The organism is Paraburkholderia sp. JHI2823, assembly GCF_038900695.1.
GTDB classification, from domain to species: Bacteria; Pseudomonadota; Gammaproteobacteria; order Burkholderiales; family Burkholderiaceae; genus Paraburkholderia; species Paraburkholderia mimosarum.
In genome coordinates, this window is record NZ_JAYMRY010000002.1 from 393,877 (window position 1) to 420,138 (window position 26,262).

The 26,262-nt window shown below is 66.9% G+C and carries 23 protein-coding genes and 1 pseudogene; 15 read left to right on the forward strand and 9 right to left on the reverse strand.

All coding sequences use genetic code 11. The features are described 5' to 3' along the window. The first annotated feature begins 131 nt into the window (after window positions 1–131). From VSR34_RS04345 to VSR34_RS04355, 3 genes are all read left to right on the forward strand, one after another. Window positions 132–785, forward strand: coding sequence for a thiol:disulfide interchange protein DsbA/DsbL (locus VSR34_RS04345; protein ID WP_028209248.1), 654 nt, complete (start codon window positions 132–134; stop codon window positions 783–785). 11 nt (window positions 786–796) lie between these two features. After that, window positions 797–1,573 carry an SDR family oxidoreductase gene (locus VSR34_RS04350; protein ID WP_342961937.1) on the forward strand — a complete coding sequence of 259 codons (777 nt, stop codon included), beginning with the start codon at window positions 797–799 and terminating at the stop codon, window positions 1,571–1,573. Window positions 1,574–1,790: 217 nt separating this feature from the next. Further along, on the forward strand, window positions 1,791–3,419 hold the full coding sequence (locus VSR34_RS04355) for an ABC transporter substrate-binding protein (RefSeq protein ID WP_342961938.1): 1,629 nt from the start codon (window positions 1,791–1,793) through the stop codon (window positions 3,417–3,419). Between the two features lie 146 nt (window positions 3,420–3,565). Here VSR34_RS04355 and VSR34_RS04360 read toward each other — a convergent pair whose 3' ends face one another. Then, window positions 3,566–4,576 (reverse strand): sulfate ABC transporter substrate-binding protein, encoded by a 1,011-nt coding sequence (locus VSR34_RS04360; protein ID WP_342961939.1) that lies wholly within the window; start codon window positions 4,574–4,576, stop codon window positions 3,566–3,568. Window positions 4,577–4,891: 315 nt separating this feature from the next. Next, window positions 4,892–7,657, reverse strand: a complete 2,766-nt coding sequence (locus tag VSR34_RS04365; RefSeq protein WP_342961940.1) for a DUF3141 domain-containing protein — start codon at window positions 7,655–7,657, stop codon at window positions 4,892–4,894. Between the two features lie 536 nt (window positions 7,658–8,193). Between VSR34_RS04365 and VSR34_RS04370 the strand changes: the two genes are divergently transcribed. Next, window positions 8,194–9,135, forward strand: a complete 942-nt coding sequence (locus VSR34_RS04370; RefSeq protein WP_342961941.1) for a bifunctional enoyl-CoA hydratase/phosphate acetyltransferase — start codon at window positions 8,194–8,196, stop codon at window positions 9,133–9,135. Beyond that, entirely contained in the window at window positions 9,132–10,388 is a 1,257-nt protein-coding gene (locus tag VSR34_RS04375) for an acetate/propionate family kinase (RefSeq protein WP_342961942.1), read from the forward strand. Before VSR34_RS04370 ends, VSR34_RS04375 begins: the two co-directional genes overlap by 4 nt. A 158-nt stretch (window positions 10,389–10,546) precedes the next feature. Here the strand turns inward: VSR34_RS04375 and VSR34_RS04380 are convergent. Then, a pseudogene (locus tag VSR34_RS04380) lies at window positions 10,547–11,188 on the reverse strand (alpha/beta hydrolase); the annotation flags it as partial. A 223-nt stretch (window positions 11,189–11,411) separates the two neighbouring features. Between VSR34_RS04380 and VSR34_RS04385 the strand changes: the two are divergent. Genes VSR34_RS04385 through VSR34_RS04415 form a run of 7 tightly spaced genes read left to right on the forward strand, consistent with a single transcriptional unit; the run spans window position 11,412 to window position 15,659 of the window. Beyond that, window positions 11,412–11,543 carry a hypothetical protein gene (locus VSR34_RS04385; RefSeq protein ID WP_255217819.1) on the forward strand — a complete coding sequence of 44 codons (132 nt, stop codon included), beginning with the start codon at window positions 11,412–11,414 and terminating at the stop codon, window positions 11,541–11,543. Next, window positions 11,540–12,487, forward strand: coding sequence for a glyoxylate/hydroxypyruvate reductase A (locus VSR34_RS04390; protein WP_342961943.1), 948 nt, complete (start codon window positions 11,540–11,542; stop codon window positions 12,485–12,487). Before VSR34_RS04385 ends, VSR34_RS04390 begins: the two co-directional genes overlap by 4 nt. A gap of 39 nt (window positions 12,488–12,526) precedes the next feature. Continuing rightward, on the forward strand, window positions 12,527–13,450 hold the full coding sequence (locus VSR34_RS04395; RefSeq protein ID WP_028209241.1) for a hydroxymethylglutaryl-CoA lyase: 924 nt from the start codon (window positions 12,527–12,529) through the stop codon (window positions 13,448–13,450). Window positions 13,451–13,494: 44 nt separating this feature from the next. Next, on the forward strand, window positions 13,495–13,998 hold the full coding sequence (locus VSR34_RS04400; RefSeq protein WP_342961964.1) for a YbaK/EbsC family protein: 504 nt from the start codon (window positions 13,495–13,497) through the stop codon (window positions 13,996–13,998). 7 nt (window positions 13,999–14,005) lie between these two features. Next, the gene (locus VSR34_RS04405; RefSeq protein ID WP_337588010.1) at window positions 14,006–14,284 is read left to right on the forward strand and encodes a DUF1289 domain-containing protein; all 279 of its coding nucleotides are present in this window, start codon (window positions 14,006–14,008) and stop codon (window positions 14,282–14,284) included. Continuing rightward, on the forward strand, window positions 14,281–14,730 hold the full coding sequence (locus VSR34_RS04410) for a MaoC family dehydratase (protein ID WP_342961944.1): 450 nt from the start codon (window positions 14,281–14,283) through the stop codon (window positions 14,728–14,730). Before VSR34_RS04405 ends, VSR34_RS04410 begins: the two co-directional genes overlap by 4 nt. Further along, entirely contained in the window at window positions 14,727–15,659 is a 933-nt protein-coding gene (locus VSR34_RS04415) for an MBL fold metallo-hydrolase (protein WP_342961945.1), read from the forward strand. Before VSR34_RS04410 ends, VSR34_RS04415 begins: the two co-directional genes overlap by 4 nt. A gap of 190 nt (window positions 15,660–15,849) precedes the next feature. Here the strand turns inward: VSR34_RS04415 and VSR34_RS04420 are convergent, their stop codons facing one another. Continuing rightward, the gene (locus tag VSR34_RS04420; RefSeq protein WP_028209236.1) at window positions 15,850–17,151 is read right to left on the reverse strand and encodes a DUF445 domain-containing protein; all 1,302 of its coding nucleotides are present in this window, start codon (window positions 17,149–17,151) and stop codon (window positions 15,850–15,852) included. 114 nt (window positions 17,152–17,265) lie between these two features. Further along, window positions 17,266–18,174, reverse strand: coding sequence for an EamA family transporter (locus VSR34_RS04425; RefSeq protein ID WP_342961946.1), 909 nt, complete (start codon window positions 18,172–18,174; stop codon window positions 17,266–17,268). Between the two features lie 159 nt (window positions 18,175–18,333). Here VSR34_RS04425 and VSR34_RS04430 point away from each other — a divergent pair, with 159 nt between their 5' ends. After that, complete coding sequence (locus VSR34_RS04430; RefSeq protein WP_028209234.1) at window positions 18,334–18,807, forward strand: Lrp/AsnC family transcriptional regulator; 474 nt, start codon at window positions 18,334–18,336, stop codon at window positions 18,805–18,807. Between the two features lie 46 nt (window positions 18,808–18,853). Here VSR34_RS04430 and VSR34_RS04435 read toward each other — a convergent pair whose 3' ends face one another. Then, on the reverse strand, window positions 18,854–19,747 hold the full coding sequence (locus VSR34_RS04435; protein WP_028229967.1) for an alpha/beta hydrolase: 894 nt from the start codon (window positions 19,745–19,747) through the stop codon (window positions 18,854–18,856). Between the two features lie 290 nt (window positions 19,748–20,037). Between VSR34_RS04435 and VSR34_RS04440 the strand changes: the two genes are divergently transcribed. Then, window positions 20,038–21,003, forward strand: coding sequence for a nitronate monooxygenase family protein (locus VSR34_RS04440; RefSeq protein ID WP_342961947.1), 966 nt, complete (start codon window positions 20,038–20,040; stop codon window positions 21,001–21,003). A gap of 39 nt (window positions 21,004–21,042) precedes the next feature. On the opposite strand, the gene VSR34_RS04445 is transcribed toward VSR34_RS04440, so the two are convergent. The 3 genes from VSR34_RS04445 to VSR34_RS04455 form a co-directional block, all read right to left on the reverse strand. After that, window positions 21,043–22,002 (reverse strand): LysR family transcriptional regulator, encoded by a 960-nt coding sequence (locus VSR34_RS04445; protein WP_028209231.1) that lies wholly within the window; start codon window positions 22,000–22,002, stop codon window positions 21,043–21,045. 196 nt (window positions 22,003–22,198) lie between these two features. Beyond that, a complete protein-coding gene (locus VSR34_RS04450; protein WP_342961948.1) occupies window positions 22,199–23,299 on the reverse strand; it encodes a porin in 1,101 nt (366 codons plus the stop codon). 513 nt (window positions 23,300–23,812) lie between these two features. After that, window positions 23,813–24,439 carry a hypothetical protein gene (locus VSR34_RS04455; RefSeq protein WP_342961949.1) on the reverse strand — a complete coding sequence of 209 codons (627 nt, stop codon included), beginning with the start codon at window positions 24,437–24,439 and terminating at the stop codon, window positions 23,813–23,815. A 567-nt stretch (window positions 24,440–25,006) separates the two neighbouring features. On the opposite strand from VSR34_RS04455, the gene VSR34_RS04460 reads away from it, so the two are divergent. Further along, window positions 25,007–26,053: a bile acid:sodium symporter family protein gene (locus VSR34_RS04460; RefSeq protein WP_028229963.1), complete on the forward strand. Its 1,047-nt coding sequence runs from the start codon at window positions 25,007–25,009 to the stop codon at window positions 26,051–26,053. Window positions 26,054–26,262 lie beyond the last annotated feature (209 nt).

Consider the following 26,262-nt stretch of genomic DNA (forward strand, 5'->3'; position numbering starts at 1 on the left):
CGGGCTCATCGATACGTAGCACCCGCCAGACGCAAGGCGTCGCGCCCGCGCAAACCCTGCGCAGCGTGGCCGCCTGCCGGTGCGGCAAACCACCGGTCGCCGCCGGTTCAAGAACAACGGATTTCTACGCCATGAAACGACTTCTCGGTACGCTTTTGTTCTCGCTTTCGCTCATTGCGGGAGCCGCCCACGCCACGCCCGCCGCACCCGTGGCCGGCAAGGACTACACGATCCTGAAGACGCCGCAGTCGCTCGACGTGCCCGCCGGCAAGATCGAAGTGATCGAGTTCTTCTGGTACGGCTGCCCGCACTGCAACGCATTCGACCCGTACCTCGAAGCGTGGGTCAAGAAGCAGGGTCCGGACATCGTGTTCCGGCGCGTGCCGGTCGCATTCCGTGACGATTTCATCCCGCACTCGAAGATGTACTACGCGCTCGACGCGCTCGGCCTTGCCCAGAAACTCACGCCGGTCGTGTTCCGCGAAATCCACGTGAACAAGAACTATCTGCTCACACCGGAAGAGCAGGCGAAGTTCCTCGCAACCCAGGGCGTCGATCCGAAGAAGTACATGGAAGCGTACAACTCGTTCTCGACGCAGAGCGCGCTGCAGCGTGACAAGGCCCTGCTCGACTCCTACAAGATCGACGGCGTGCCGACCATCGCCATCCAGGGCAAGTACGAAACCGGCCCGGCCATGGTCCAGGGTCCGGAAAACACCGCGCTGCCCGGCACGACCCTGGTGATGGACCACATCATCTCGCAGATCCGCGCGAAGAAGATGTGATGCAAGGCGCCATGCAAGACGCGCCCCTGAAGGTCTTCATCACCGGCGCGTCGAGCGGCATTGGCGCCGCGCTCGCCGCCGAGTACGCGCGGCGCGGCGCCGTCCTCGGGCTCGTCGCGCGCCGCGGCGAGGCCCTTGCCGGCTTCCGGCAGTCCCATCCCGATCATCCCGTCTCCATCTATCCCGCCGACGTGCGCGACGCCGATGCGCTCGCCGCGGCCGCGCGCGATTTCATCGCGCAGCACGGCCTGCCCGACATCGTGATCGCCAATGCGGGCGTGAGCCGCGGCGCGCTCACGGGCGAAGGCGACCTCGCCACGTTCCGCGACGTGATGGACACCAACTACTTCGGCATGGTCGCCACGTTCGAGCCGTTCGCCTCGGCGATGGCGCAGGCAAGGCGCGGCACGCTCGTGGGCATCGCGAGCGTGGCGGGCGTGCGCGGGTTGCCGGGCTCGGGCGCGTACAGCGCCTCGAAGGCCGCGGCGCTCGCCTATCTCGAAGCGCTGCGCGTGGAAATGCGGCCGTTCGGCGTGCCCGTGGTCACCATCGCGCCGGGCTACATCCGCACGCCGATGACCGCGAAGAACCCCTACCGCATGCCGTTCCTCATGGACGCGGACCGCTTCGCCGCGAAGACCGCGCAAGCCATTGCGCGCGGCACGTCGTTCGCGGTGCTTCCCTGGCCGATGCGCGTGGCCGCCATGCTGCTGCGCGCGCTGCCGCGCTGGGTCTACGATCGCGCATTCGAGAAGGCGCCGCGCAAGCCGCGCACAGCGAGCCACTGAGGTTCAGCTGCGAAGCGGGCCGCACTCTGGCCCGCGCGCCAGGTCCGCAAGCATATGGGTAGGTGAATTAAATGGTTGTCCCGGCAATTTCCCTTCGCTAAGCTTGGCCCGTCCGGGCGCGCTTCCAGCGCTTCTCGCCGCTCCAGAACCAGATGAAAACGGGGCGCCGCGCGCCATCGCGCTCCATCGCGCTCCATCGAATAACCACGGAGATCCCATGCGCTCGACCTCGCCCACCGCGCCCGCGTTTTTGCGTTCGAATAGGCCAGCCTTCGTGCTCGTCGCCGCGTGCGCGCTCGCGGCCACGCCCGCGCTCGCCAAACCGCTGACGGTCTGCACCGAGTCGAGCCCCGACGGCTTCGACGTCGTGCAGTTCAACTCGCTCGTCACGACCAACGCGTCCGCCGACGTCATCTTCAATTCGCTCGTGGCCCACGACGAAGCGCAGAAGAAGGTCGTGCCCGCGCTCGCGGACAAGTGGGAAGTGAGCGCCGACGGCCTCACCTACACGTTCCATCTGCGCCCCAACGTGCAGTTCCAGACGACCGAATGGTTCAAGCCCACGCGCGCGCTCAACGCGGACGATGTGGTCTTCACATTCGCGCGCATGCTCGACGCGAACAATCCGTGGCACAAGGTGGCCGGCGCGAGCGGCTTCCCGCACGCGCAGTCGATGGGGCTCGTGAAACTCGTGAAGTCCGTCACGAAGGTCGACCCGAACACGGTGAAGTTCGAGCTCAACGAGCCGAACGCCACGTTCCTTTCGATCCTCACCATGGGCTTCGCGTCGATCTATTCGGCCGAGTACGCCGACCAGTTGCTCAAGGCCGGCAAGCAGGTCGACCTCAACGCGCAGCCGGTGGGCACGGGGCCGTTCACGCTCAAGAGCTACACGAAAGATGCGCTGATCCGCTACGACGCCAATCCGACCTTCTGGGGGACGAAGCCGAAGGTGGACCGCCTCATCTACGCGATCACGCCCGACGCCGCCGTGCGCGCGCAGAAGGTGAAGGCCGGCGAATGCCAGATCGCGCTCTCGCCCAAGCCCCAGGACGTGGCGGCCGCGAAGCAGGACAACGCGCTAAAGGTGGTCGAAACGCCCGCGTTCATGACGGCGTTCGTCGCGCTCAACACGCAGAAGAAGCCGCTCGACAACCAGAAGGTGCGCCAGGCGCTGAACATGGCGTTCGACCGCACGACCTACCTCAAGGCGATCTTCGACAATACGGCCACGCCCGCGACGAATCCCTGGCCGCCCATCACGTGGGGCTACGACAAGTCGATCCAGCCGTATCCGTATGACCCGGCGAAGGCGAAGCAACTGCTGGCCGACGCGGGCTACCCCAACGGCTTCTCCACGACGATCTGGGTGCGCCCGAACGGCAGCGTGCTGAACCCGAACCCGCGCGCGGGCGCGGAGCTGTTGCAGGCCGATTTCGCGAAGATCGGCGTGAAGGCCGACATCAAGGTGATCGAGTGGGGCGAGCTCATCAAGCAAGCGAAGCAGGGCCAGCACGACACGCTCTTCATGGGCTGGGCCGGCGACAACGGCGACCCCGACAACTATCTCTCGCCGCTCTTCAGCTGCAATGCGGTGCAGTCGGGCATCAACTTCGCGCGCTTTTGCGATCCGCAGCTCGACAAGCTGATCGCCGACGGCAAGGCCACCGCCGATCAGGCCAAACGCGTGAAGCTTTATGAAGCCGCGCAGCAGATCATCCGCGATCAGGCGCTGTGGATTCCGCTCGGCTATCCGACCGCCGCGGCGATCACGCGGACGAGCGTGAGCGGCTATCAGGTGAGTCCGTTCGGACGGCAGAACTTCGCGAGCGTCGCGGTGCAGTAACAGCAGGAGCACGCCGCGCGTGCAAGGTTCGCGCGCGCATGGGTACCGAGCCGATTCGGCTTGCGCAGATGAAAAGGAAAACGCCTCGCAGATGATTTGCGAGGCGTTTTTTTCGTGCGCGTTTCTTCGCGCGCCAGGGACTTGCGTTACTTGCGATCCGCGACGATCTGGTCGAACGTGCCGCCGTCGGCGAAATGCGCGGCCTGGGCCTTCTGCCAGTTGCCGAACACCTGCTCGACCGTGAAGGTCTTGATCGGCTTGAACTCGTTGACGTGCTTCGCGAGCACACCGGCGTCGCGCGGGCGCAGATGGTGCTGGGCGATGATCTCCTGCGCGGCCGGCGAATACAGATAGTCGAGGTACGCCTGCGCAACCTTGCGCGTGCCGCGCTTGTCCACGACCTTGTCGACGACGGTCACCGGCGGCTCCGCGAGCAGACTCACCGAGGGATAAACTGCTTCGAAGTCCCTGGCACCTACACCCTGATCGATGAGCGCCACTTCGTTCTCGAACGTCACGAGCACGTCGCCGATGCCGCGCTGGGTGAACGTCGTCGTCGCGCCCCGGCCGCCCGCATCGAGCACCGGCACGTTCTTCAGCAGCGCGCGCTCGAAGTCGAGCGCCTGCGCGTCGCTCGCGCCCTGCTGCTTGCGATAGCCCCAGGCGGCCAGATACGCGTAGCGGCCGTTGCCCGACGTCTTCGGGTTGGCGATCACGACCTGCACGCCCGGCTTCGCGAGATCGCCCCAGTCCTTGATGTGCTTCGGATTGCCCTTGCGCACGAGGAAGACCATCGTCGTCGTATAGGGCGAGCTCGCGTCGGGCAGGCGCGCGCGCCAGTCCGCGGGCAGGAGATGGCCCTGCTGCGCGAGCAGATCGATATCGTTGGGCTGGTTCATCGTCACGACGTCGGCCTGCAGGCCTTGCAGCACCGAGAGCGCCTGCGCGCTCGACGCGCCGTGCGACTGCTTGATCGACACGCTTTCGCCGGTCCTCTTCTGATAGTCGGCGATGAAGCTCGCGTTGATGTCCTTGTACAGCTCGCGCGTCACATCGTATGAGACATTCAAGAGTGACGTATCGGCGTGCGCCGCTGCCGCGCTCAATGCGATGATGCCTGCGCCGAGCCAGCGCGCCGTGCGTCCCAAAACTGCCATGGTGATCCCCGTCTGTCGTTGAAAGGCTTCCCGGCCTGCTCACATGATTTCGTAAGCAAACCGAATGCTCGATTCTAGCGAGACGCGGCACACGCCTTATACCGATACGAGATTTGCTTTTCGGCTTTCGTGCTAAGCGTTTTCGCTACCGATGATGTGGGCGCCACCGTCGATGTGCACGGTGTTGCCGCTCGGGGCCCTTCAAAACCGCGAATCCGGTTGCGGTTTGGTGCGCAATCTTGTTCTTTTCGTACTCGATACAAAAAAGCGCGGAGGAAACCCTCCGCGCCTTCCCTGTTTCGTGTGCCTTCGTGCTTACTCGTCCGCGTCGCGCGTCGCGCGGCGGCGCGTGGCCGTCGTGCCCTCGGCCCGAGCGGGCACGGACTTGGGCGCGGACGCCGCGCGTGAACGGCGCGCCGACGTTTTCGCGGCAACCGGCGCCTTCCTGGCTTCAACCGCTTCCGTGGCCTTGGCCTTCGCACCGGCGCGCGCCGCCCGCATGGGCTTGACGGGCGCGGCGGCTTCGACACCCGCGGCAGCCCGCGCGCGGGACGCCTTCGCGCGCGCAGGGGCGGCTTCAGGCTCCGTTGCCGGTGCGGAAGCCTTGACGCGTGGTGCACCACCGCCGGCACCCGCCGTGCTGTCGCCGGCGCCCGTGGCACCACTGCCCCGCTCCGGCGACTCGCCGCCACCGACAGGCGGCAGCCCCGTCTTCTCGCTGCCCGGCTCGACACCCAGCGCACGCTGCACGTGCCGATAGCGCTCGCGCCGCTCGCCTTCCAGCGGTCCCGATACGGTCGCGATGCGGTACACGGCCGCCAGCAGCGCCCGGCGCGTCTTCATGTCGGGCACGATCTCGGGCAAGGCCTCGATCGCGGCCTGCGGGTCGAGCTGAACGATCGCGCCCTGGCGTCGCGCCGCTTCCTTCAATTCGGCGATGCTCGGCTGACGATCGCCGAGATACTCGCGCGCCAGCTCGCGCATGCGCTGGAACGGCCGATACTGCACCGTGTGCATTTCATCGACGATATACGCGGCAATGCGCATGAACGCATCGACGAGCGTGCCCTTCGCGAGATGCGCGCGTGCCGCGCGCAGCCGGTAGTGCGCAAGCTCCTTGCGCAGCGCCATGAGCGGCGGCGCGATCGGCTCGAGCGGCTGGTTCGGCGCGACGCCCACGCAGGCCTGCACCCACGGCGCGGTGTAGATGTTGAAGAACGCGCTTTCGACCCACGCATCGCGCGCATCGCGGTATGCGTCCCACGATGCCTCGATGCTCGCCGACATCTGCTTCTCGAGCAGCGTGAACGGATTGTCCGGGGCGACGGGTCTGCGATGCTCGCGCACCGCCTCGGCGATCGCGGGCAGAAAGCCGAGCGCTGGGTTCGCATCGCTCATTACGCTACGCTCCACGCGTGCCGGATGCGACTCGCGCAGCACATGCGCGGTGAACGCATTGCTGGACGCGCGCACGAACGGCGAAACGAACAGGTCGTAGAGGCGCTGGTTGTTCTCCGCGATGCGGCGCACCACCTCGAAAGGCTGTTCGTCGTCGCGGCCGTCGTCGAGCGCGAGAATGTCTTCGATGGTGCGCACCTCGAAGCGGATCTCGTAGCGCCCTTCGAGCGCTTCGAGACGCGCGGCTTCCGGCGTCGAGTCGGTGATCTTTGCTTCGTAGAGGCCCGGCGGCAACACGTCGATCAGGTCGAGCGCCGAAAACAGTTCGGTATGCTCCTTGTTCGCCACGCTCGCCGAAACGAAGATGCCGAGGTGCCCCACCTTGTCGTGCAGGCAGTACACGATCACCTGTTCGTTCGCGACGATCTCGTCGACGCTCGCGTACAGGTCGGGAATCCAGTTGAGTGCCTGCTGCGGCGGCGTGATGTTGTCGCCCCACGAAGCCAGCACGATGATCGGCGTGCGGATGTTGCGCAGGTCCACCGGCGCGCGCGCGTTCTTCGCGTACACCTCGTTGCGCGTGAGGTGATTGCCGACGAAGAGGTTCTGCACGATCCAGTCGATCTCGGCGCGATTGAGCTGGAAATGGCCGCCCCACCAGCGCTCGAATTCGAGGAAGCGCTCGCGCTCGGCGTCGACGCGCGAATAGAGGTTGTAGAGCTTGCCCCAATACGTATTGGCGGGATTGAGGTTCTCGAAGTTCTGCACGAGATGCGCGCCGTCGAAGTGGCCGTCGCCGAGGTCCGCTGCGAGCGACGACATCCACGAGCCGCCCAGCATGCCGCCCGAGTAGCGCATGGGGTTCTTGCCGCGCACGCCGGCCCAGTACGAAAGCGGCGAGCCGGCCAGCATCAGCGGGCCGACCAGCCCGGGCGCGGAAGCTGCGAGCAGCGCCGCGGCCCAGCCGCCCTGGCAGTTGCCGATGATGAACGGCAGACCGTCCGACTCGGGATGCAGTTCGCGCACGCGTTGAATGAACACGGCTTCCGCCTGGGCGACCGACTGGATCGTCTGCGTTTCGCACGGCACCGGGAAGAAGGTCACGAAATAGCAGGGGTGGCCCTTGCGCAGCGCGATGCCCACTTCGCTGTCCATCTTGAACCCCGCGATGCCGGGACCGTGGCCCGCACGCGGATCGATCACGACGAACGGGCGCATGCGCGGGTCGGTGGGCGCGTCTTCAGCAGGCTTGATGCGCAGGAGTGCGTAATTGCAGGGATCCTCGAGTTCGCGGCCATCGACGATCACGTCATAGTCGAACGCGAGCACCGGCGGCATGCCCGCCTGCTCGTGCACGTAGGTCTGGTTGCCGCGCTCGCGCAGCGCGTCGAGAAACAGCACGCTGCGCTGCCAGGCGTCGTAGACGTAGTCATATAGCGGCTGCGCGACCGCAGGCGCGGTTTGCGCCGATCCGAATGCGCGGCTCACTGCCGACGTCACGGCCGAGGCCGCCTGGCTGAGCGCTGCGGGGGGCGAAGTGTCCTCGCGGGACGAGGCTGAGAGGGGCCAGAGGGGCGAGAGGGGAGCAAACGGCCAGGAAGACGTGCCCGATGCGAGCGTGGGCAGAAACGAAAAAGGCGACGTGAAAAGCAAAGACAGCGGCGAGGAGGGGGAAACTGCCACGAGACGAATCTCCTTTAAGGGGGGCGCATACCCGCCTCGCGGCAAGCCTGCGCCGGACTGGCGGGGCCACGGCTCTTTGCGCGACGCAGGCGCAGGCACTCATGCCCGAGACGTGCGGGGGTTCAGGCGCGGACCGCCCTCGGGAGGTCCGCTTTGCGGGCAAAGGCCGGCAAAAAACGCACGCGCGGCGCGCAAGCATGCTGGGCGCCTGACGGCCGCGAGAGATGAAAAGCGGAAGAGCGCCAGATCATGCTGCACTGCGGAATACCAAAAGTTAGGCGACGGACTGGCCGAAGTCAAGGCGCTGCCCGTCCCAATGGGCCGGACCCATGATGGCAACGCCCCGTGAACGAACCATGACAGGCGCGCCAGTCCGCCGCAATGCGCCGCGTGCGGATGCCTCGCCGGCCTCGCGTGCACCTGGGCGACTGCCTCTTGGACACTGGTCTACACTGGAAGCGCGTTGCGCGCCGCAGCATGAAGCGCAGGCGCGTGTCCTCAGGCTGTGGGCAGCTTTGCATGCGAGAGAGAAAGCCATGACGTCATCGCCCGACAAGTATTCGATCCTGCTCGCCCGTTGTGGCGGACTGGACCCCGTGCCTACCGCCGTGGCGCATCCCTGCGACGTCTCTTCGCTCACGGGCGCGCTCGACGCCGCGAACCTCGGCCTCATCGTGCCGATCCTCGTCGGCCCCGAGGCGAAGATCCGCGCCGTGGCCGAAGAAGCCGACCTGCGCCTCGACGGCATCGCCATCCTCGACGCCCCGCACAGCCACGCCGCCGCCGAACGCGCGGTGCTCGCCGTGCGCCAGGGCGAAGCCGAGCTGCTCATGAAAGGCAGCCTGCACAGCGACGAACTGCTCCATGAAGTCGCGCTCGGCGCCAACGGCCTGCGCACCGAACGCCGCCTTTCGCACGTGTTCGCGATGGACGTGCCCTCGTACCACAAACCGCTCTTCATCACCGACGCGGCCGTCAACATCTTCCCGAAGCTCGCCGACAAGGCCGACATCGTGCGCAACGCGATCGAGCTCGTGCAGGCGCTCGGCGTCGGCACGCCGAAGGTCGCGATTCTCGGCGCGATCGAGACGGTGTCCGAGAAGATGCCCTCCACCATCGACGCCGCCGCGCTCTGCAAGATGGCCGACCGCGGCCAGATCACGGGCGCCGTGCTCGACGGACCGCTCGCCTTCGATAACGCAATCAGCGCCGAGGCCGCGCGCATCAAGGGCATCACTTCGCCCGTGGCCGGCGACCCCGACATCCTGCTCGTGCCCGACCTCGAAGCGGGCAACATGCTCGCCAAGCAGCTCACCTTCCTCGCCGGCGCGGAAGCGGCCGGCATCGTCCTCGGGGCGCGGGTGCCGATCATCCTCACGAGCCGCGCCGACAGCGTGCGCTCGCGCATCGGCAGCTGCGCGATCGCGGTGCTCGTCGCGCACGCGCGGCGCGCGCGGAAAGCCACGGAGATCCTGTGAGCAGCGTTCCAGCCCAGCCGGCCGCGGACGGCCATGTCGTACTCGTCGTCAATGCGGGTTCATCGAGCATCAAGTGCTCGGTGTATCGCGTGATCGACGATCCGCGCGTCGAGGGTGGCTCTCGTGCGCTGCATGGCGCGGGCGGGCAGATCGAAGGGATCGGCGTCGCGCCGCGCGTGGTCGCGCACATGGCCGACGGCCGCCTGATCGTCGACGACAAGTTTCCCGTCGCCCAGGTCGCCGATCACGATGCTGCGTTTCGCCTCCTGCGCCTCGTGCTCGCCGTGGGCCTGCGCGACACGCCGCCCGCCGCAATCGGTCATCGCGTGGTGCACGGCGGCGCGCGCCATGCCGACGCCGTGCTCATCGACGACGACGTGATCCAGGAGCTCGATGCGCTCACGCCGCTCGCGCCCTTGCATCAGCCGCACAATCTCGCGGCCATCCGCGCGGTGCGCGAGGCCGCGCCCGAGCTGCCGCAGGTGGCATGCTTCGACACCGCGTTCCACGCGGGCAACGGCATCATGGCGCAACTCTTCGCGCTGCCGTACAGCTACTACGGCGAAGGCGTGCGCCGGTACGGCTTTCACGGCCTCTCGTACGAATACATCGCGAGGCACCTGCACCAGGTCGCGCCCGATATCGCAAGCGGACGCGTCGTCGTCGCGCATCTGGGGAACGGCGCGAGCCTGTGCGCGATGAAGGACGGCCAGAGCGTCGAGACGACCATGGGCCTCACCGCGCTCGACGGCCTGCCCATGGGCACGCGCTGCGGCGCGCTCGACGCGGGCGCGGTGCTCTGGATGATGGCGCGCGGCATGGATTACCACGCGATCGAGAAAGTGCTGTATCACGAGTCGGGCCTCAAGGGGCTCTCGGGCGTGAGCAGCGACATGCGCGAACTGCTGGCGAGCGACAGCGAGCGGGCGAAGCTCGCCATCGACTTCTATACGTATCGCATCGCCCAGGACGTGGGCAAGCTCGCCGTCGTGCTGGGCGGGCTCGATGGGCTCGTGTTCACGGGCGGCATCGGCGAACATGCCGCGCCCATCCGCGCGCAGGTGTGCGAGCGGCTCGCGCCGCTATTCGGCATTGCGCTCGACGCGCAACTCAACGAGGCGGGCAGCCGCGACGGCCACGAACGCGTGAGCACGCGCGATAGCCGCGTGCCGGTTTTTGCGATCCGCACCGATGAGGAAGGGATGATCGCGCTGCATACAGCGCGGTTGTTGCGCGAGGCGCTCAAGCGCTAGAAGCGCTAGCGTCCCGCAAGTTTCGCGCCCTGCCCTGCATCGACGAATGTTGGCGCGAACGCCGTTGGAGCCGGTGCGCAGGACCATCGCGATACGGTGAGCGTGGGACTGGCGACGAGGCCGTCGCGCGTGGCTGCAGCACCGTCCCCGGCAACCGCCTGGCCGACTTCGTCGAATGCCTCGTCGCGCAACCGCTGCGGCGCTGCGCCGTGCACCAGGGTATCGACGAAGTATTTCGCGCGCGGCCACGGACCGAAGCCTGCCGCCGTGTTGATGTGCCCTGCGTCGCCGAGATTGACGAAGGTGCTGCCCAATTGCTGCGCGAGCGTGCGGGCGCCTTCGAACGGCATCCACGGATCGGTTTCGCTGCCGATGAGGATGGACGGCACGCAAAGCCGCCGCGCCTCGAACGCGCCGGCAAAGCGGAACTTCTCGGGGCTCGCGGGCGCGACGAACAGCACGCCCGCGATATCGGCGCCCGCAGTCCCTTTACCGTCTCGAGCCCCGTTAGCACTCCCGCCGCTTTGGCTGAGCATGCCAGTCGACAGCGCATGCGCCGCCACGAGGCAGCCGAAGCTGTGGGCGGCCAGCAGGAACGGGCCACGCTCGCCGGCCAGCCGCCGCGCGAGCGCCACGCTCCAGACCGCGAGATCGGGGGCGTCCCAGTCGTCCTGCTCCACGCGCAGCGAGCGCGCGAACTGGCGTTCGAGCCAGGTCTGCCAGTGGGCGCCGTCGCTGCCGTGCAGGCCGGGCACGGTGACGAGGCGGGGCGGCCAACGCATTTGCGCGCACGAAAGCATGATTTTTTCCTCGCTGGATCACGGCGTGAATCGATTGTGGCCTGCGAGCCTTGCACGCCGAACCAATTTTTTTTGCTTAGCTTTTCGGCACCCTCCGCGCGGACCGGCGCCGGGCGCATCGCGCGCCACCGCCCCGCGATTCGCCCGGCGGCTGCGGGCCTGAAAAAGTAGAATGGTGCCCGTGCACGCGGCCGCATCGTGCCGCACCCGCTCCAGGAATCCCATGTCGCACGCCACGCGCCTCGATCAGCGTCCGCTGCTGCCGTTTCGTTCCGCGCTTCCTGCCGCGGAACTGGACCACACGCGCACGCCCGAGTCGCACGGCCGTTACCAGGGACAGGTCGACCCATCATGAAAATCATTTTCTGGTTCCCGCAAACCGACGCTTCCGCGTGGCTGCACGGCCTCGCGCACGCCCTGCCCGACGCCGAGCTGCGCGAGTGGCAGCCCGGCGACACCGCCCCCGCCGACTACGCGGTGGTCTGGCACCCGCCTCGCGAACTCTTCGGCGTGCCGGGACTGCGCGCCATCTTCAATCTGGGCGCGGGCGTCGACGCGATCCTCGCGCACGAGCGCGAGCGGCCTGGCACGCTGCCCGGCACCGCCATGCTCGTGCGGCTGGAAGATTCCGGCATGGGCCGGCAGATGAGCGAGTACGTGCAGCACGCCGTGCTGCGCTACCTGCGCCGCTTCGACGACTATGCGCTTGCGCAAGCGCACCGCGAATGGCACGTGCTTGCGCCGCATCCGCACGAAACGTTCACCGTTGGCGTGCTCGGCCTTGGCGTGCTGGGCGCGCAGGTCGCGCACGCGGTGGCCTCGCTCGGCGTGCCGGTGCGCGGCTTTTCGCGTAGCGCGAAGACGATCGAGGGCATCGAGACGTTCTCGGGCGAGCTGCACGGGCCGCAATTCGACGCCTTCCTCGATGGCGTGAAGGTGCTCGTGAACCTGCTGCCCGCCACGCCCGACACGGAAGGCGTGCTCAACGCGCGCACGTTCAGCAGGCTACCGCGCGGCGCGTACGTCGTGAACGTGGCGCGCGGCACGCATCTCGCCGAACAGGATCTGCTCGATGCCCTGGCCGACGGCACGCTCGCGGCGGCGACGCTCGACGTGTTCCGCGAAGAGCCGCTGCCGCCCGATCATCCGTTCTGGCGCGAGCCGCGCATCACGATCACGCCGCACAGCTCGGCGCTCACCTTGCGCGACGAAGCGATCTCGCAGGTCGCCGACAAGATCGGCGCACTCGCACGCGGCGAGACGGTGAGCGGCGTCGTCCATGTCGGGCGCGGCTATTGAGCCTGGCGAAGCATTCCGAATACAAGCTGGAGACAAAAGATGACACTCCCCACCGCAGTCAAGATCGTCGAAGTCGGCCCGCGCGACGGCCTGCAGAACGAGAAGGAATTCGTTTCCACCGCGACGAAGATCGAACTCGTCAACCGGCTAACGGCCGCTGGCTTTCCGAACATCGAGGCCGCCTCGTTCGTCTCGCCCAAATGGGTTCCGCAGATGGCCGATGGCGCCGAGGTCATGGCCGGCATCGAGCGCCGCGAAGGCACGATCTATTCGGTCCTCACGCCCAACCTGCGCGGCTTCGAAGGTGCGCTCGCCGCGCGCGCGGACGAGATCGTGATCTTCGGCGCGGCGAGCGAAGCGTTTTCGCAGAAGAACATCAACTGCTCGATCGCGGAAAGCATCGAGCGCTTCGTGCCGGTCGCACAGGCCGCGAAAGAACACGGCATCCGCATTCGCGGCAGCGTGTCGTGCTCGCTCGGCTGCCCGTACCAGGGCGAGGTGCCGGTGGCTTCGGTCGTCGACGTGGTGGAGCGCTTCGCCGCGCTCGGGTGCGACGAGATCGATATCGCCGACACCATCGGCGTGGGCACCGCGAAGCGCGTGCACGAAGTGTTCGAAGCGGTGACGCGGGTGTTCCCGCGTGAGCGCCTCTCGGGCCATTTCCACGACACCTACGGCCAGGCGCTCGCCAACATTTACGCCGCGCTCGAAGAAGGCATCGCCATTTTCCACGCGTCCGTGGCGGGCCTCGGCGGCTGTCCGTATGCGAAGGGCGCCACGGGCAACGTCGCGACCGAAGACGTGCTGTACCTCATGAACGGCCTTGGCATCGATACGGGCATCGACCTGAACCAGGTCGTCGCGGCGGGCGACTTCATCTCGAACGCCATCGGCCGCCCGAACGTTTCGCGCGCGGGCAAGGCGCTGCTCGCGAAGGCGCGCGGCGCAGCCGCCTGCGCCTGATGCATCGACTAGTTGAATCGCAGTACGAAGGAAATGAACGCATGATGCAAACCTCCGAAAACCTCGATGCCCTGCCCGAATCCGCGCGCCGGGTCGCCCTGATGCTGCGCGAGCGCGGCCATGCCAAGCCGGTCGTGATGCTGCCCGAAACGGGCAAGACTTCGGCGGAAGCGGCCGCGGGTCTTGACTGTGAAGTCGCGCAGATCGCCAAGTCGATCCTGTTCCGCCGCCGCGAAGACGACGCGCCGGTGCTCGTGATCGCGAGCGGCGCGAATCGCGTGGACGAAAAGAAAGTGGCCGCGCACGTAGGCGAAGTCGGCCGAGCCGACGCGAAGTTCGTGCGCGAAAAGACGGGCTACGCGATTGGCGGCGTCTGTCCGATCGGGCACGCCACGACACCCGTCACGCTCATCGACGCCGACCTGTTCGAACTGGAAAGCCTGTGGGCGGCGGCGGGCCATCCGCATGCGGTGTTCAATCTCTCTCCGCAAGAGCTTGCCGTGTTGACGGGCGCGCCGGTGGTGGACGTCGCGCTGCGCAGTGAATAACGGCGCAATGAACGGCGAGAACGTACGCAAGGACATGGCCGCGAATCAGGACACCGGGACGCCGACGCCTTCGCCATGCATCAACATCTGCCGCATGCACGAGGCGAGCGGTCTGTGCGAAGGCTGCCTGCGCACCCTCGACGAAATCGCCTCCTGGTCCACGTTCGACGAAGCAGCGAAACGCGCCGTCTGGGACGCGATCGAGATGCGCCACGCCGAATGGCTCGAAAAACGCATCGAGTCGCACGAAGCATCGCAAGCACGGACCGGGGGAGAGGAACAATGAATGCGCCCGCCCGTGTCGTGACGATTGGCGAGACGTTTCGCTCGACGCTCGAACTCACGCCCGAGTCGGTCAAATCGTTCGGACTGCTCGTGAACGACCTGAACCCGTTGCACCACGACGAAGCCTATGCGGCGCAAAGCCGCTTTGGCGGCCTGATCGCCTCGGGCACGCAGCCCACCGCGCATTTCATGGCGCTGCTCGCCACGCACTTTTCGCAGTACGCGCAGCCGCTCGGGCTCGAGTTCGACATGAAGCTCAAACGCGCCGCGCACGCGACCGACACGCTCACGTTCGAATGGCGCGTCGAGGAAGCCTGGTGGAAGCCGAGCCTGCACGGCGACCTCGTGAAGCTCGCGGGCGAGGCCGTGAACCAGAAAGGCGAGACGCTCATGGTCGGCCGCGCGACGATTCTCGTCGTGCCCCGGCCCGAGCACGCGAAGGCATGAGCGCGGCGCCCGCACTTCCGGCATCGATGCGCGTATTCGAGCGCGGCTGGCTTTCGTCGAACAACGTGCTGCTCGTCGACGAGGCGCGCACCGCGCTCGTCGATACCGGCTACGCCACGCACGCCGGGCAGACCCTTGCGCTCGTGCGTCATGCGCTGGGCCCGCGGGCGCTCGATGTCGTCGTCAACACGCACCTGCATTCCGACCATTGCGGCGGCAACGCCCGCTTGCAGGCGCACTGGCCCTGCGCCACGCTGATCCCTGCCGCGAGCGCAGCCACTGTGCGCGACTGGGACGAAGCGCGCCTCAGCTTTCTCGCGACCGGGCAGACCTGCGAGCGATTCGCGTTCACGGGCACGCTCGCGGCGGGCGACCGCCTCGCGCTCGGCGGCTTCGAGTGGGAGGTGATCGGCGCGCCTGGGCACGACCCCGACTCGGTGATGCTCTACGCGAGCGCGCCGCGCGTGCTCATCAGCGCGGACGCGCTGTGGGAGCATGGCTTCGGTGTGATTTTTCCCGAACTCGACGGCGAAAGCGGCTTCGCCGAGCAGCAAGCGGTGCTCGAAGCCATTGCGAAGCTCGACGTGCGCACGGTGATCCCCGGGCACGGCAAGCCGTTCACGAATGTCGAGGCGGCGCTGGAGCGCGCGTTCTCGCGCCTCGCCTGGTTGCGCGCCGAGCCGGCGCGCAACGCGAAGAACGCGCTGAAGGTGCTGATCGTCTTCAAGCTGCTGGAAGTGCGCGCGATGCGCTTCGATTCGCTCGTGGCGATGCTCGAAAGCGCGGCGTCCATGCGCGCCGCCGCGCAGCGGCTAGCCCCGCGCGCCGCCTGGCCCGGGTTGCTGCGTGAATTGACGGGTGAACTGGCGAAGAGCGGCGCGCTCGTCGTGAATGGCGAGCACCTCGAAGCGCCGGCGGCGGCAGTCTAGCCGCGCGCGCCGGAAAGCCATAAAAAAACGCTCGTCCGTTTCCGGACGAGCGTTGGAATTAGCTCTGACGTGATCAAACTGTCGAAGGCATGATACTCGCGCCATCATCGGCGAAGCATCGGTGATTTCCCTAAAAATGACCAACGAACGCAGGCAAAGGCGCCCGGTTAATCTGGAATCCGAATCAATTTCAATAGCCGAGCTTCAACCGTAGCAGCTCGAAGAGATGCGAGCACAAGTAAAGTCCGAGCCCGATCGCCCCGCCGATCACCGTGCCGTTCACGCGAATCTCCTGCAGGTCCTTGCCGATTTTCAGCTCGATGAGCCGCGCGGTCTCGCGCGTGTCCCAATTCTTGACCGTGTCGCGAATGTGATGCGTGAGGTAGCGCGCGAAGTCGGGCGCCATTGCGCGCGCGGCATCTTCGAGGTGGGCGTTGATCGAGGCGCGCAGGTCGGCGTCGGCGGCCAGCGTCCCGCCTAGCCAGCGGCCCATTGCGGCCACCTTCGCGTGCAGCTCGGAGTCCTCGCGCGCGAGATCGTCGCGCAGCCACGTGCGCAGGCTGTCCCACAGTGCGCGCGTGTAGTCGTTGAGCGCGCTGCCTTCGCGCAGGCTCGCCTTCAGCTCCTCGCCCTTGCGCAGGAAGGCCGGATCGCTCTTCAGCTGCACGATCAGCTTTTCCACGACCTCGTCGAACTTCCGGCGCAGATGATGCTCGCGATCCTCGGCCACCTGCAGCAGCAGCCGGTTCACCGAGCTCTCCATCACGCGCGCGCCGCTCTCGCCGATCCACTCGGAAGGCAGGAACTTCTCGCTGATCGGAAACTCGCCCTTCAGGCCATCCACGATGCGCCCCGCCACGAACGCGCGCGTGCCCTCCTCGCGCAGCAGCGCGCCGACCTGGTCGAGCAACCGGTCGAGCAGTTCCTGGTGGCGGCCGTCTTTGGTGAGCGTGTCGAGCAGCGCGCCGGCGGACTTCGAGAGATCGACCCGGTCGAGCGCCGCGTAGAGGCCGTCGCGGATGAAGTTCTGGATGCGCGTGTCGTCGGTGAGGCCGAGCACGCCCGACATCATGCGCACCGCGTAGCCGCCGAGACGCTCTGCGTTCCGAGGCGCGATGAGCCACGTGGAAAGCCGTTGCACCGGATCGTGGCGGCGTATCAGGGCGACGAGCGAGCCCACATCGAGAAACTTGTCGCGCACGAAACCGGCGAGTTCGTCGGCAATGCGGTCCTTGTTGCGCGGGATCACCCCCGTGCGTGCCGAAACGAAGGGAATCGGCACGCGGCGGAACAGCGCGACCACGGCGAACCAGTCGGCCAGCGCGCCGACCATGGCGGCTTCGCTCACGGCCTTCACGCCGTCGATCACGATGCCGGGCGGGGAAAGCGCCGTGCCGACGAAAACGAGCGCCGCGCCGAGCAGCAACCGCAGCGCGCGGCGTTTGGCGCGCGCGAGCTCCGCTTCGTCGTGGCTGGCGTGAGGGTGTGTCATGCGGGGTAAAGGTCGCAGGTTCGAACCGCGACATTATGCGGCCGTAGCCGCCAGAGGCATGCGCCCGCGCCCAGCACACGCCCGCTGCGCGCGAGCGGCGCTCGACGACACGCCTCAGGCCGAACGCGCGCCGCGCCGCTGCGGCACGATCCGCCAGCCGAGGTTCACGCCCGCCGCCGCGATCAGAATGAGCGCGGCCCCCACCACCTGGATCCACGCGAGGCGCTGGCCGAACGCGAACCAGTCCACGAGGATCGCGACCACGGGATAGATGAACGAGAGCGCGCCCGTCATCGCCGTGGGCAGCTTCTGGATGGCGCCGTAGAGGAGCACGTACATGATGCCCGTATGCACGACGCCGAGCGTGACGAGTTGCGCCCAGTGCAGCGGCGTGGCGGGCAGCGTGCCGTAGCGGATGAACGGCGCGAGCGCGAGCGCGCCGAAGGCGAGCTGCACGAGCGCGATGAGGTGCGGCGGCGTGCCCTTGAGGTGGCGCGTGATGATCGACGAGATCGCATAGAGAAACGCCGCGCCCGCGGCGCACGCCACGCCTTGCAGATACTCGCCGGGCACCGCCAGCACGGCGGGCTGCACCTCGACCACGCACACGAGCCCGGCGAAGGCGAGCGCGAGCCAGGCGACGGTCGACGCGCTCACGCGCTCGCGCAGGACGAGCGCGCCGAGGCCGACGAGCATGAACGGCTGGGTGTTGTAGACAGCCGTGGCCATGGAGATCGAAGCGCGCGAATAGGCGGCGAACAGCAGCACCCAGTTCGCGACGATCGCCGCGCCGCCCAGCACGGCGAGCGCCAGCGTGCGCGGCGGCAGGTGCTTGCGGCGCAGGAGGCCGAGCGCCGCGCACACGAGCGCGAGCGTCGCGCCGCCCAGCACGCAGCGCAAAAACGCGATGTTGATCGGGGCCTGCCGCGAGGCGACCACGAGCCAGCCGATGGTGCCGGACATCAGCATCGCAACGATCATTTCGGCGGCGCCGCGGCGAATTTCAGGGGTGGTGGAAGCCATGCGATTGCATCCTCGTTGTGGCCGCTAACGCGCGTGCGGCCCATCTCATCTGCAAGCCAGTTTATCGGCTGCCATGCGAGGAATACAGGGCTAAACTTAGGCCGGAGACAACATTTGCCTTCGATTGAAAGGCCAACCTGGCGAGGCACCCGCACAATCATGAACCGACGCACCCCAGCGCCGCCCACCGCGGCCCCGCTCGACGACATCGACCGCATGCTGCTCGCGGCGCTCGCCGAGGACGCCCGCGCGAGCGTGGCGGACCTCGCAAAGCACATCGGGCTTTCGGCGCCGAGCACCTCCGAGAGGCTGCGCCGGCTCGAAGCGCAGGGGGTGATCGGCGGCTATACGGTGCAGATCGATCCGCGCGCGCTGGGCTATACGCTGCAGGCGATCGTGCGCGTAAAGCCGCTGCCCGGACAGTTGCATCTGGTGGAGGAAGTGCTGCGGCGCATTCCCGAGTTCGTCGAGTGCGACAAGGTCACCGGCGACGATTGCTTCATCGCCCGGCTCTATCTGCATTCGATCGAACAGCTCGACGAGATCCTCGCGAAAGTCACCGAGCGCGCCGAAACCAGCACGGCCATCGTCAAGTCGACGCCGGTGCCGCGCCGCCTGCCGCCGCTCGGCTGAAATCAGCGCGCGGCCCGCCAGCGCATGCGCGGGCCTGCGCAGCCACTCATGGCTCCGTGGTTTCGAAGAACGCCAGCATCTCCGCGACGAGCGCCTCGCTCGCTTCCTCGGGAATGTAGTGGCCGCACGGCAGCGCGCGCCCGCTCACGTCGCGCGCCACCTTGCGCCACTCGGCAAGCGGGTCGAAGCAGCGCTCGATCACGCCCTCTGCGCCCCACAGCACGCGCAGCGGGCACGCGACCTTGTTGCCGCGCTCCAGATCGGCACGGTCGTGCTCGAGGTCGATGGTCGCCGCGGCGCGGTAGTCCTCGCACATCGCGTGCACGGCTCCCGGCTGCCGCAGCGCCGCGCGGTAGGCGTCGAGCGCCGGCGGCGCGAACGGCGCGAGACCCGCGTGACGGCTGCCCATCACCCGCTCGATATAGACGTCGGGGTTCGCCCCGATGAGCGTTTCCGGCAGCGGCTCGGGCTGGATCAGGAAGAACCAGTGGAAATAGAGCGTGGCGAACTCGCGGTCGGTTTGCTCGTACATGGCGAGTGTGGGCGCAATGTCGAGCAGCATGAGCCGCTCGACGGCAGCAGGAAAGTCGATCGCCATGCGGTGAGCGACGCGCGCGCCGCGGTCGTGCGCGCACACGAGGAAGCGCTCGTGGCCGAAATGGCGCATGACCTCGACCTGATCGGCCGCCATCGCGCGCTTCGAATAGGCGGCGTGCGTGCCGTCGCTGGGCGGTTTCGACGACGCGCCATAGCCGCGCAGGTCCGTCGCGAAGACCGTGAAGTGCTGCGCGAGCGCCGAGGCGCAGCGGTGCCAGATCATGTGCGTCTGCGGATGACCGTGCAGCAGCAACAGCGGCGGCCCGTCGCCGCCCTTCACGCCGCAGATGTCAACGCCGGTCGCGGTACGCACGGTGAAAGGCTCGAATCCGTCGAAGGGCATGGGGTCGTCTCTTGTATATGTTGGTCCCCGATGATTGTATGAGGCGAGCGCGGATCCAAAATGCGCGTTGGGTCCCACAGCAGTAGAAACCGAATACTCCCTCGAATCCAGCCCGTGGGATGCCCGAACGACGCCACGCCTATAATCGAACGACCGTTTACAACAATCGCACCCCGTCGCAAGCGCCGGCACGGCTGAACCGTCTCAGCCAGATCGCGCTTCGTCAGCCGCGCCGCAGTCGCGTATATCCGCCCCGCCGTTCACCCGAGCGCCGCAAGGAGGCCTCCGACATGGCATTGCCCACCGTCCTGCAAAACCTCTCGCTGCCCGTCGTGGGCTCGCCGATGTTCATCGTGAGCTACCCGGCGCTGGTGCTCGCGCAGTGCAAGGCGGGCATCGTCGGATCGTTCCCGGCGCTCAACGCCCGCCCCGCCGATTTGCTGGGCGAATGGCTCACGCAGATCCAGGCCGAACTCGCCGCGCACAAGGCCGCGAACCCAGAGGCCGTCATCGGGCCGATCGCCGTGAACCAGATCGTGCATCAGTCGAATGCGCGGCTCGAGCACGACGTGCGCGTGTGCGTCGAGCATCAGGTGCCGATCTTCATCACGAGCCTGCGGGCACCTCCGAGGGAACTGCTCGACGCCGTGCACGGCTACGGCGGCATCGTGCTGCATGACGTCATCAATCTGCGCCATGCGGCGAAGGCGCTCGAAGCGGGCGTGGACGGGCTGATCCTCGTGGCTGCGGGCGCGGGCGGCCATGCGGGCACGACCTCGCCGTTCGCGCTCGTGGGCGAAGTGCGGCGCCTCTTCGACGGGCCGCTCGTGCTGTCGGGCGCGATCGCCAACGGCGGCTCGATCCTCGCCGCCCAGGCCATGGGCGCGGACCTCGCGTACATGGGCACGCGCTTCATCGCGACGAAGGAGGCGCATGCCGCGGACGCCTACAAGCACGCGATCCTCGGAGCGAAGGCCGCCGACATCATCTACACGAACCTCTTCACGGGCGTGCACGGCAACTACCTCCGCGAGAGCATCGTGAACGCCGGGCTCGATCCCGATGCGCTGCCCGAGTCGGATAAATCGAAGATGGATTTCGGCGCGGGCACCTCGAAAGCAAAGGCCTGGAAGGACGTATGGGGCGCGGGCCAGGCCGTGGGCCTGATGGACGACGTACCCTCGGTGGCCGAACTCGTCGGGCGCCTCAGGCTCGAGTACGACGAGACGAAGGCGCGGCTGGGCATCGGCCGCTGAGCGTCGACCAGGCGACTTTCAACCTTGACTGTTGTCGATTCATCGGGCGTCGGCCCTGAATGCCGCGGCGCGGATCGCCTCCACGCCCGGCCATAGCTCGCGCTCCGAAAAACGGGCGGCGAGGAAATCGACGAACGAGCGCACCTTCGCAGAAAGATGGCGGCGGCTCGCGTACACGGCGTAGATGGGCAGTTCGCGCGGCGGCAAGGCATCGACGAGCAGCGGCACGAGCCGGCCTTCGGCGATGTCGTCGCCCACCACCTCGGTGCCGAGCATCGACAGGCCGCCGCCTTGCAGCACCACCACGCGCAGCGCTTCGAGGTGGTTGACGATGAGGTTGCCGCCCGGCTTGGGCTTCACGCCCGCGGCCCCGGCGCCTTCCGCGAACGGCGATAGTTCCTGCGCCGAAGCGCCCGCGTAATGCACGAAGTTGTGGCGCGCGAGATCGGCCACGTCCTTCGGCGCACCGTGACGGCGGAGGTACTCGGGGGAGGCGCACAGCACGATATGCGCGGTGGCGAGCGGCCGCGCGATCAGCGAAGACGATTTGAGCCCCGAAGGCGCGGCGCGGATCGCCACGTCGAAGCCTTCGTCGATCAACTCCACCACGCGGTCGGAGAGCGTGATGTCGACGGTCACCTGGGCGAATGCCGCGGCGTAGTCGGCGACCGCGCTCATCACATGACGCAACCCGAACGCCGTGAGCGACGACACGCGCAGCCGTCCCTGGGGCACGACGCTCGCGGCGCCCACGGCCTGGCCCGCCTCGTCGAGTTCGGTGAGCGCCTGGGCCACGCGCTCGTAATACTCGCGCCCCGCCTCGGTGGGCGCCACGCGCCGCGTGGTGCGGTTCAACAGACGCGCGCCAAGCTGCTGCTCCAGATGCATCACATGCTTGCTCGCCATCGCGGCGGACATGCTCAAGCGCTCGGCCGCCGCGACGAAGCTGCCCGCCTCCACCACCTGGCGGAACACTTTCATGCTGACGAGGGTATCCATCGCGCGGCCTTCACTTCGAACGTAAACAGACAGGAATCAATGGCCGCTATTGTGCGCGCTTTATCAAATGCTGGTGTTCAACGCACAGACGCGCGCCGGGCATCGAATCGCACTGAGCGGCCCCGAAAGCAAAAACCCCACACTGCGAGCAGCGCGGGGTTTTTGCATCGACCGTCGACTTTTCTGGCGGCGCGGATCAGAACTTCGCGCGCATGCCCACGCCGTAGGTCTGGCCGCTCGACATGTTGTCGAAGTGGTCGTACATGTAAGCGGCGTAGACGTCGGTGCGCTTGGAGAGCGGATAGTCGTAGCCGATGGCCGCCGTCTGGCGCGTCTGGTTCAGGCCGCCGCCATTGCGCGAGTACGCGTACGAAGCCATGACCGTGCCCGGACCGACTGGCGCGGTTACACCGCCCTGCGCGGTGTTGACGTGCCAGCTGCCCACATGCTGCCAGTTCGCCGTGTACATGTACTGGCCGAAGAACTTCACGTACTTGAGGTCGTACGAGAGGCCGACCTGCGCCACGCCCTGGCTCTTCAGGCCGATGATCGTCGTGTCGCCGCTCACGATGCTGCCGATGTCGCCCGGCGTGTTGTTGAAGTTCACGTACTGATAGACGGCCGTGGCCGCGAACGGGCCGTGGAAGTACAGACCTTGCACGCTCCACTTCTTCGAGCCGTTCTGGCCCGCCTGGTTGCCGAACGCGTACATCGCCGAGCCCGAGAGGCCGTTGAAGTCGGGCGTCGAATACTGCACGGCGTTGTTCCAGCCCGAGTCGCCCACCACGCCCTGATCGGTCGTGTAGGTCGGGAACGTCGAGAGGCCGAGGTACACGTGGTACACCATCGGCGAGAAGGTGTACGAATCGATGAACGGGTTGAAGAGAATCGTCGAGACGAACAGTTGCGTCGTGAGGCGCCCCGCCGTGACGGTGCCGTACGGCGATTCGAGGCCGACATACGCGTTGCGCGCGAAGAACGTGTCGCCGGCGAAGCGGCCGTACTGGCCGTTTTGCGCTCGGAAGAAGCTTTCGAGCGTGAAGATCGCCTTGTAGCCGCCGCCCAGATCCTCGGAACCCTTCATCCCCCAATACGACGTGGACATGCCGCCGCCACTCACGTTCCAGGCCGTCTGGCCGCCCGGAAATTTCGTCGCCCCAACCCACTCGTCGACCTGCCCGTAAAGCTGGACGCTCGATTGCGCGAACGCCGACGACGACGTGGCGGCAGCGAGTACGGCGGCGAGCGCGCTCGCCTTCAGGGTGGTTCGCAGCGCGTGGCTGACCGTTGTATTCATGGGTTCTCCAGTCTTTGTCAAAAAAATCGGCGGCTGAGGCGTTCGCGCGGGGCTTTGTTTTTTTTCGGGGTTCGCAGGAATGGCCGTCTTGGCGGATCCCATCTTTGCGGACCATTTTTCCGGTCAAAAATAAGCGCTGTTATCGCCGGTATACGAGGCGGATTAGTTTCCCGTTGGCGAGCCAGGCTTCGTCCCGCTTTTGCCGCTTCGGGGGATGGCTTGCACTGCGCCGCACCACTCCTCAGCGTTTCCCGAGACCCCGTACGCAGCGGGGCGTTCGCGCGTCTAGCGGAGCCCAAAATGACGCACCGCAAAAACGAAAACGAGATTTGAGACGAAAGGCTTCCCGGTGACGAGGGATTTGCAAAAAGGTGTGGTATCCACGCGTCAGTTTTCACTGCGCGCTGAACGGAATTTTTTGGACGTGTTTCGACAGGTCAGTGCCTGGAGCACTCGAAACGGAGGGGCAACGTCGGGGAGGAAAAAACGGAAAGCAGCCGCGAGACGGCGCGCTCAGTTCCGGTACGGCGAGGGCATGGGCGGGCGAGGAACCTCGCCGCCGTTGCGTTGGAAAGGACGGAACATGCCGCCGCGCTCCTCGTTGTAGCGGGCGACATCTTCGCGAATCGAACCTGCGCGCACCGGTGAATCGGCCGGCGGATGCGGCACCGGGCGCGTCTCCGCGCTGACCGGCGTAATGGGATTGCGACGGGGATCGCCGCGATAGCCGCCGTAGTCGCCCCCGAACGGCGTGCCGTAGCTATACGTGCGATGCGGCGCCTGTTGCTGGACCTGCCCTTGCCACTGGTTCGGCGCACGGCCGCCAGCGCGATCGTGCCGGCCGCCCTGCTCCGCTACGCGCATGGGGGAAGGCCCATAGCCCGCGGCAGCATGGCCGAAGCCGGGTGCCGGCTGGCCGCCGTACACCGCGCTACGGTAACCGCCGCCCCACGCCGTACCGCCGCGATATGCGGGTGCCGGAGACATGGTGCGAACGGACATCGATGGCAGGCTCTGCGCGCGTGCAAAGCCGCCGCCGCCATGCCCCGCAAAACCGGGCTGCGCATGGGCGAGCGCAAAGAGGGCCGCCAACCCGGCCCCCAAGACCCACTGTCCCAGTTTCGACAACCCTGCGCGCATTGTGACGTTTCACCTGCCCGACGATTTCCTCATGGCAACCCGCCGTTCGGGCCATGGCGGGCCAGTCCCGGGAAGCCCACCGCACCGCGCGTAACGATTGCCGTCGCAACGGTTCGAACTTCCCATTGACGGTAATTTATGGGCGTGCCCTATGGGTGTCGAGCCAAAAGATGTTATGCCGCCCGAAGGGTTGTAACACCATGTTACTGAAGGGATTTCTTGCCTCCCCGGCGGCCTCCGAAGGCCGCCGGACAAGGCTTTCCGGGCGCGTGCGATCAAGGGGCGAGCCAAGCCGTTCCCACGTCGGAACATATGAAGAATGGGGGGACTCCTGAAGACTTTTTCGTCGCGGGAACACGCCTCGCGCGTCGACGAGTCAGGCTTCAGAAATGGCGCTTCAAGAACCCTTCAAAGGGTCGATACATGCCGAACAGTCATTAATCAATGCCTCAAATGAATTTGCTTTTTCAATCGGCTTGCGCCGACAATAGATGCCCCGATTACCCGTTGCGAGCACATCGATTCCGCGCGCAGCGAGGCGCCCAGGCACGCACTTGAGATTGTCCGATGGCACGTCCGAAATTCCTGCCCGATAACTTCACCCTCTGCCTCGTCGGCACGGTGATTCTTGCGAGCCTGTTCCCGGTGCACGGCCAGGCCGCCACCGGTTTCAACTGGCTCACCAACGTGGCCGTCGGACTGTTGTTCTTCCTGCACGGCGCCAAGCTTTCACGGGAGGCGATCATCGCCGGCGCGACGCACTGGCGGCTGCACCTCGTCGTTCTCCTCAGCACGTTCGTGGTCTTTCCGCTGCTGGGCCTCGCGCTCAAGCCGGTGCTTTCGCCGCTCGTCACACCGGCGCTCTACGCCGGCGTGCTGTTCCTCTGCACGCTGCCTTCCACGGTGCAGTCGTCCATCGCGTTCACGTCGATCGCGCGCGGCAATGTGCCCGCCGCCGTTTGCAGCGCTTCCGCGTCCAGCCTGATCGGCATCTTCGTCACGCCCGCGCTCGTGAGCCTCATCGTCACGAACCAGAGCGCGAGCGGCGGCTCGGCGTGGCACACCGTATGGAACATCGTCCTGCAACTGCTCGTGCCGTTCGTGGCCGGCCAACTGCTGCGCCCGGTGATCGGCCGCTGGATCGAGCGCAACAAGGGCGTACTCAGGTTCGTCGATCAGGGCTCGATCCTGCTGGTGGTGTTCGGCGCGTTTGCCGAGGCCGTCAACGAAGGGCTCTGGCATCACATTCCGCTCACCGCGCTCGGCGGCCTGCTCGTGGTGAATGCCGTGCTGCTCGCGCTCGCGCTCGGCATCACGATGTTCACGAGCAAGAAGCTCGGCTTCTCGCGCGCCGACCAGATCACCATCATTTTCTGCGGCTCGAAGAAGAGTCTCGCGGCCGGCGTGCCGATGGCGAAGGTGATCTTCGCGTCGAATGCCGTGGGCGCGGTCGTGCTGCCGCTCATGCTGTTCCATCAGATCCAGCTCATGGTGTGCGCGGCGCTCGCGCAGCGCTGGGGCGCTCGCGACATGCGCGCCGAACGCGCCGCCAGCGCGGGCGACGAGTCGCGCGCCGGGGCCAGCGAGCGCACCGCGACGGCTGTCCGCCGCTGAGCTTCGTTCGTCGATGCGCCGGGCGGGCCGCCAAAGGCCGCTGGGCGCCGTTGTGCCGTTGTGCCGTTGTGCCATTGTGCCGTTGTGCCGTTGTGCCGTTGTGCCGTTGTGCCGTTGTGCCGTTGTGCCGTTGTGCCGTTGTGCCGTTGTGCCGTTGTGCCGTTGTGCCGTTGTGCCGTTGTGCCGTTGTGCCGTTGTGCCGTTGTGCC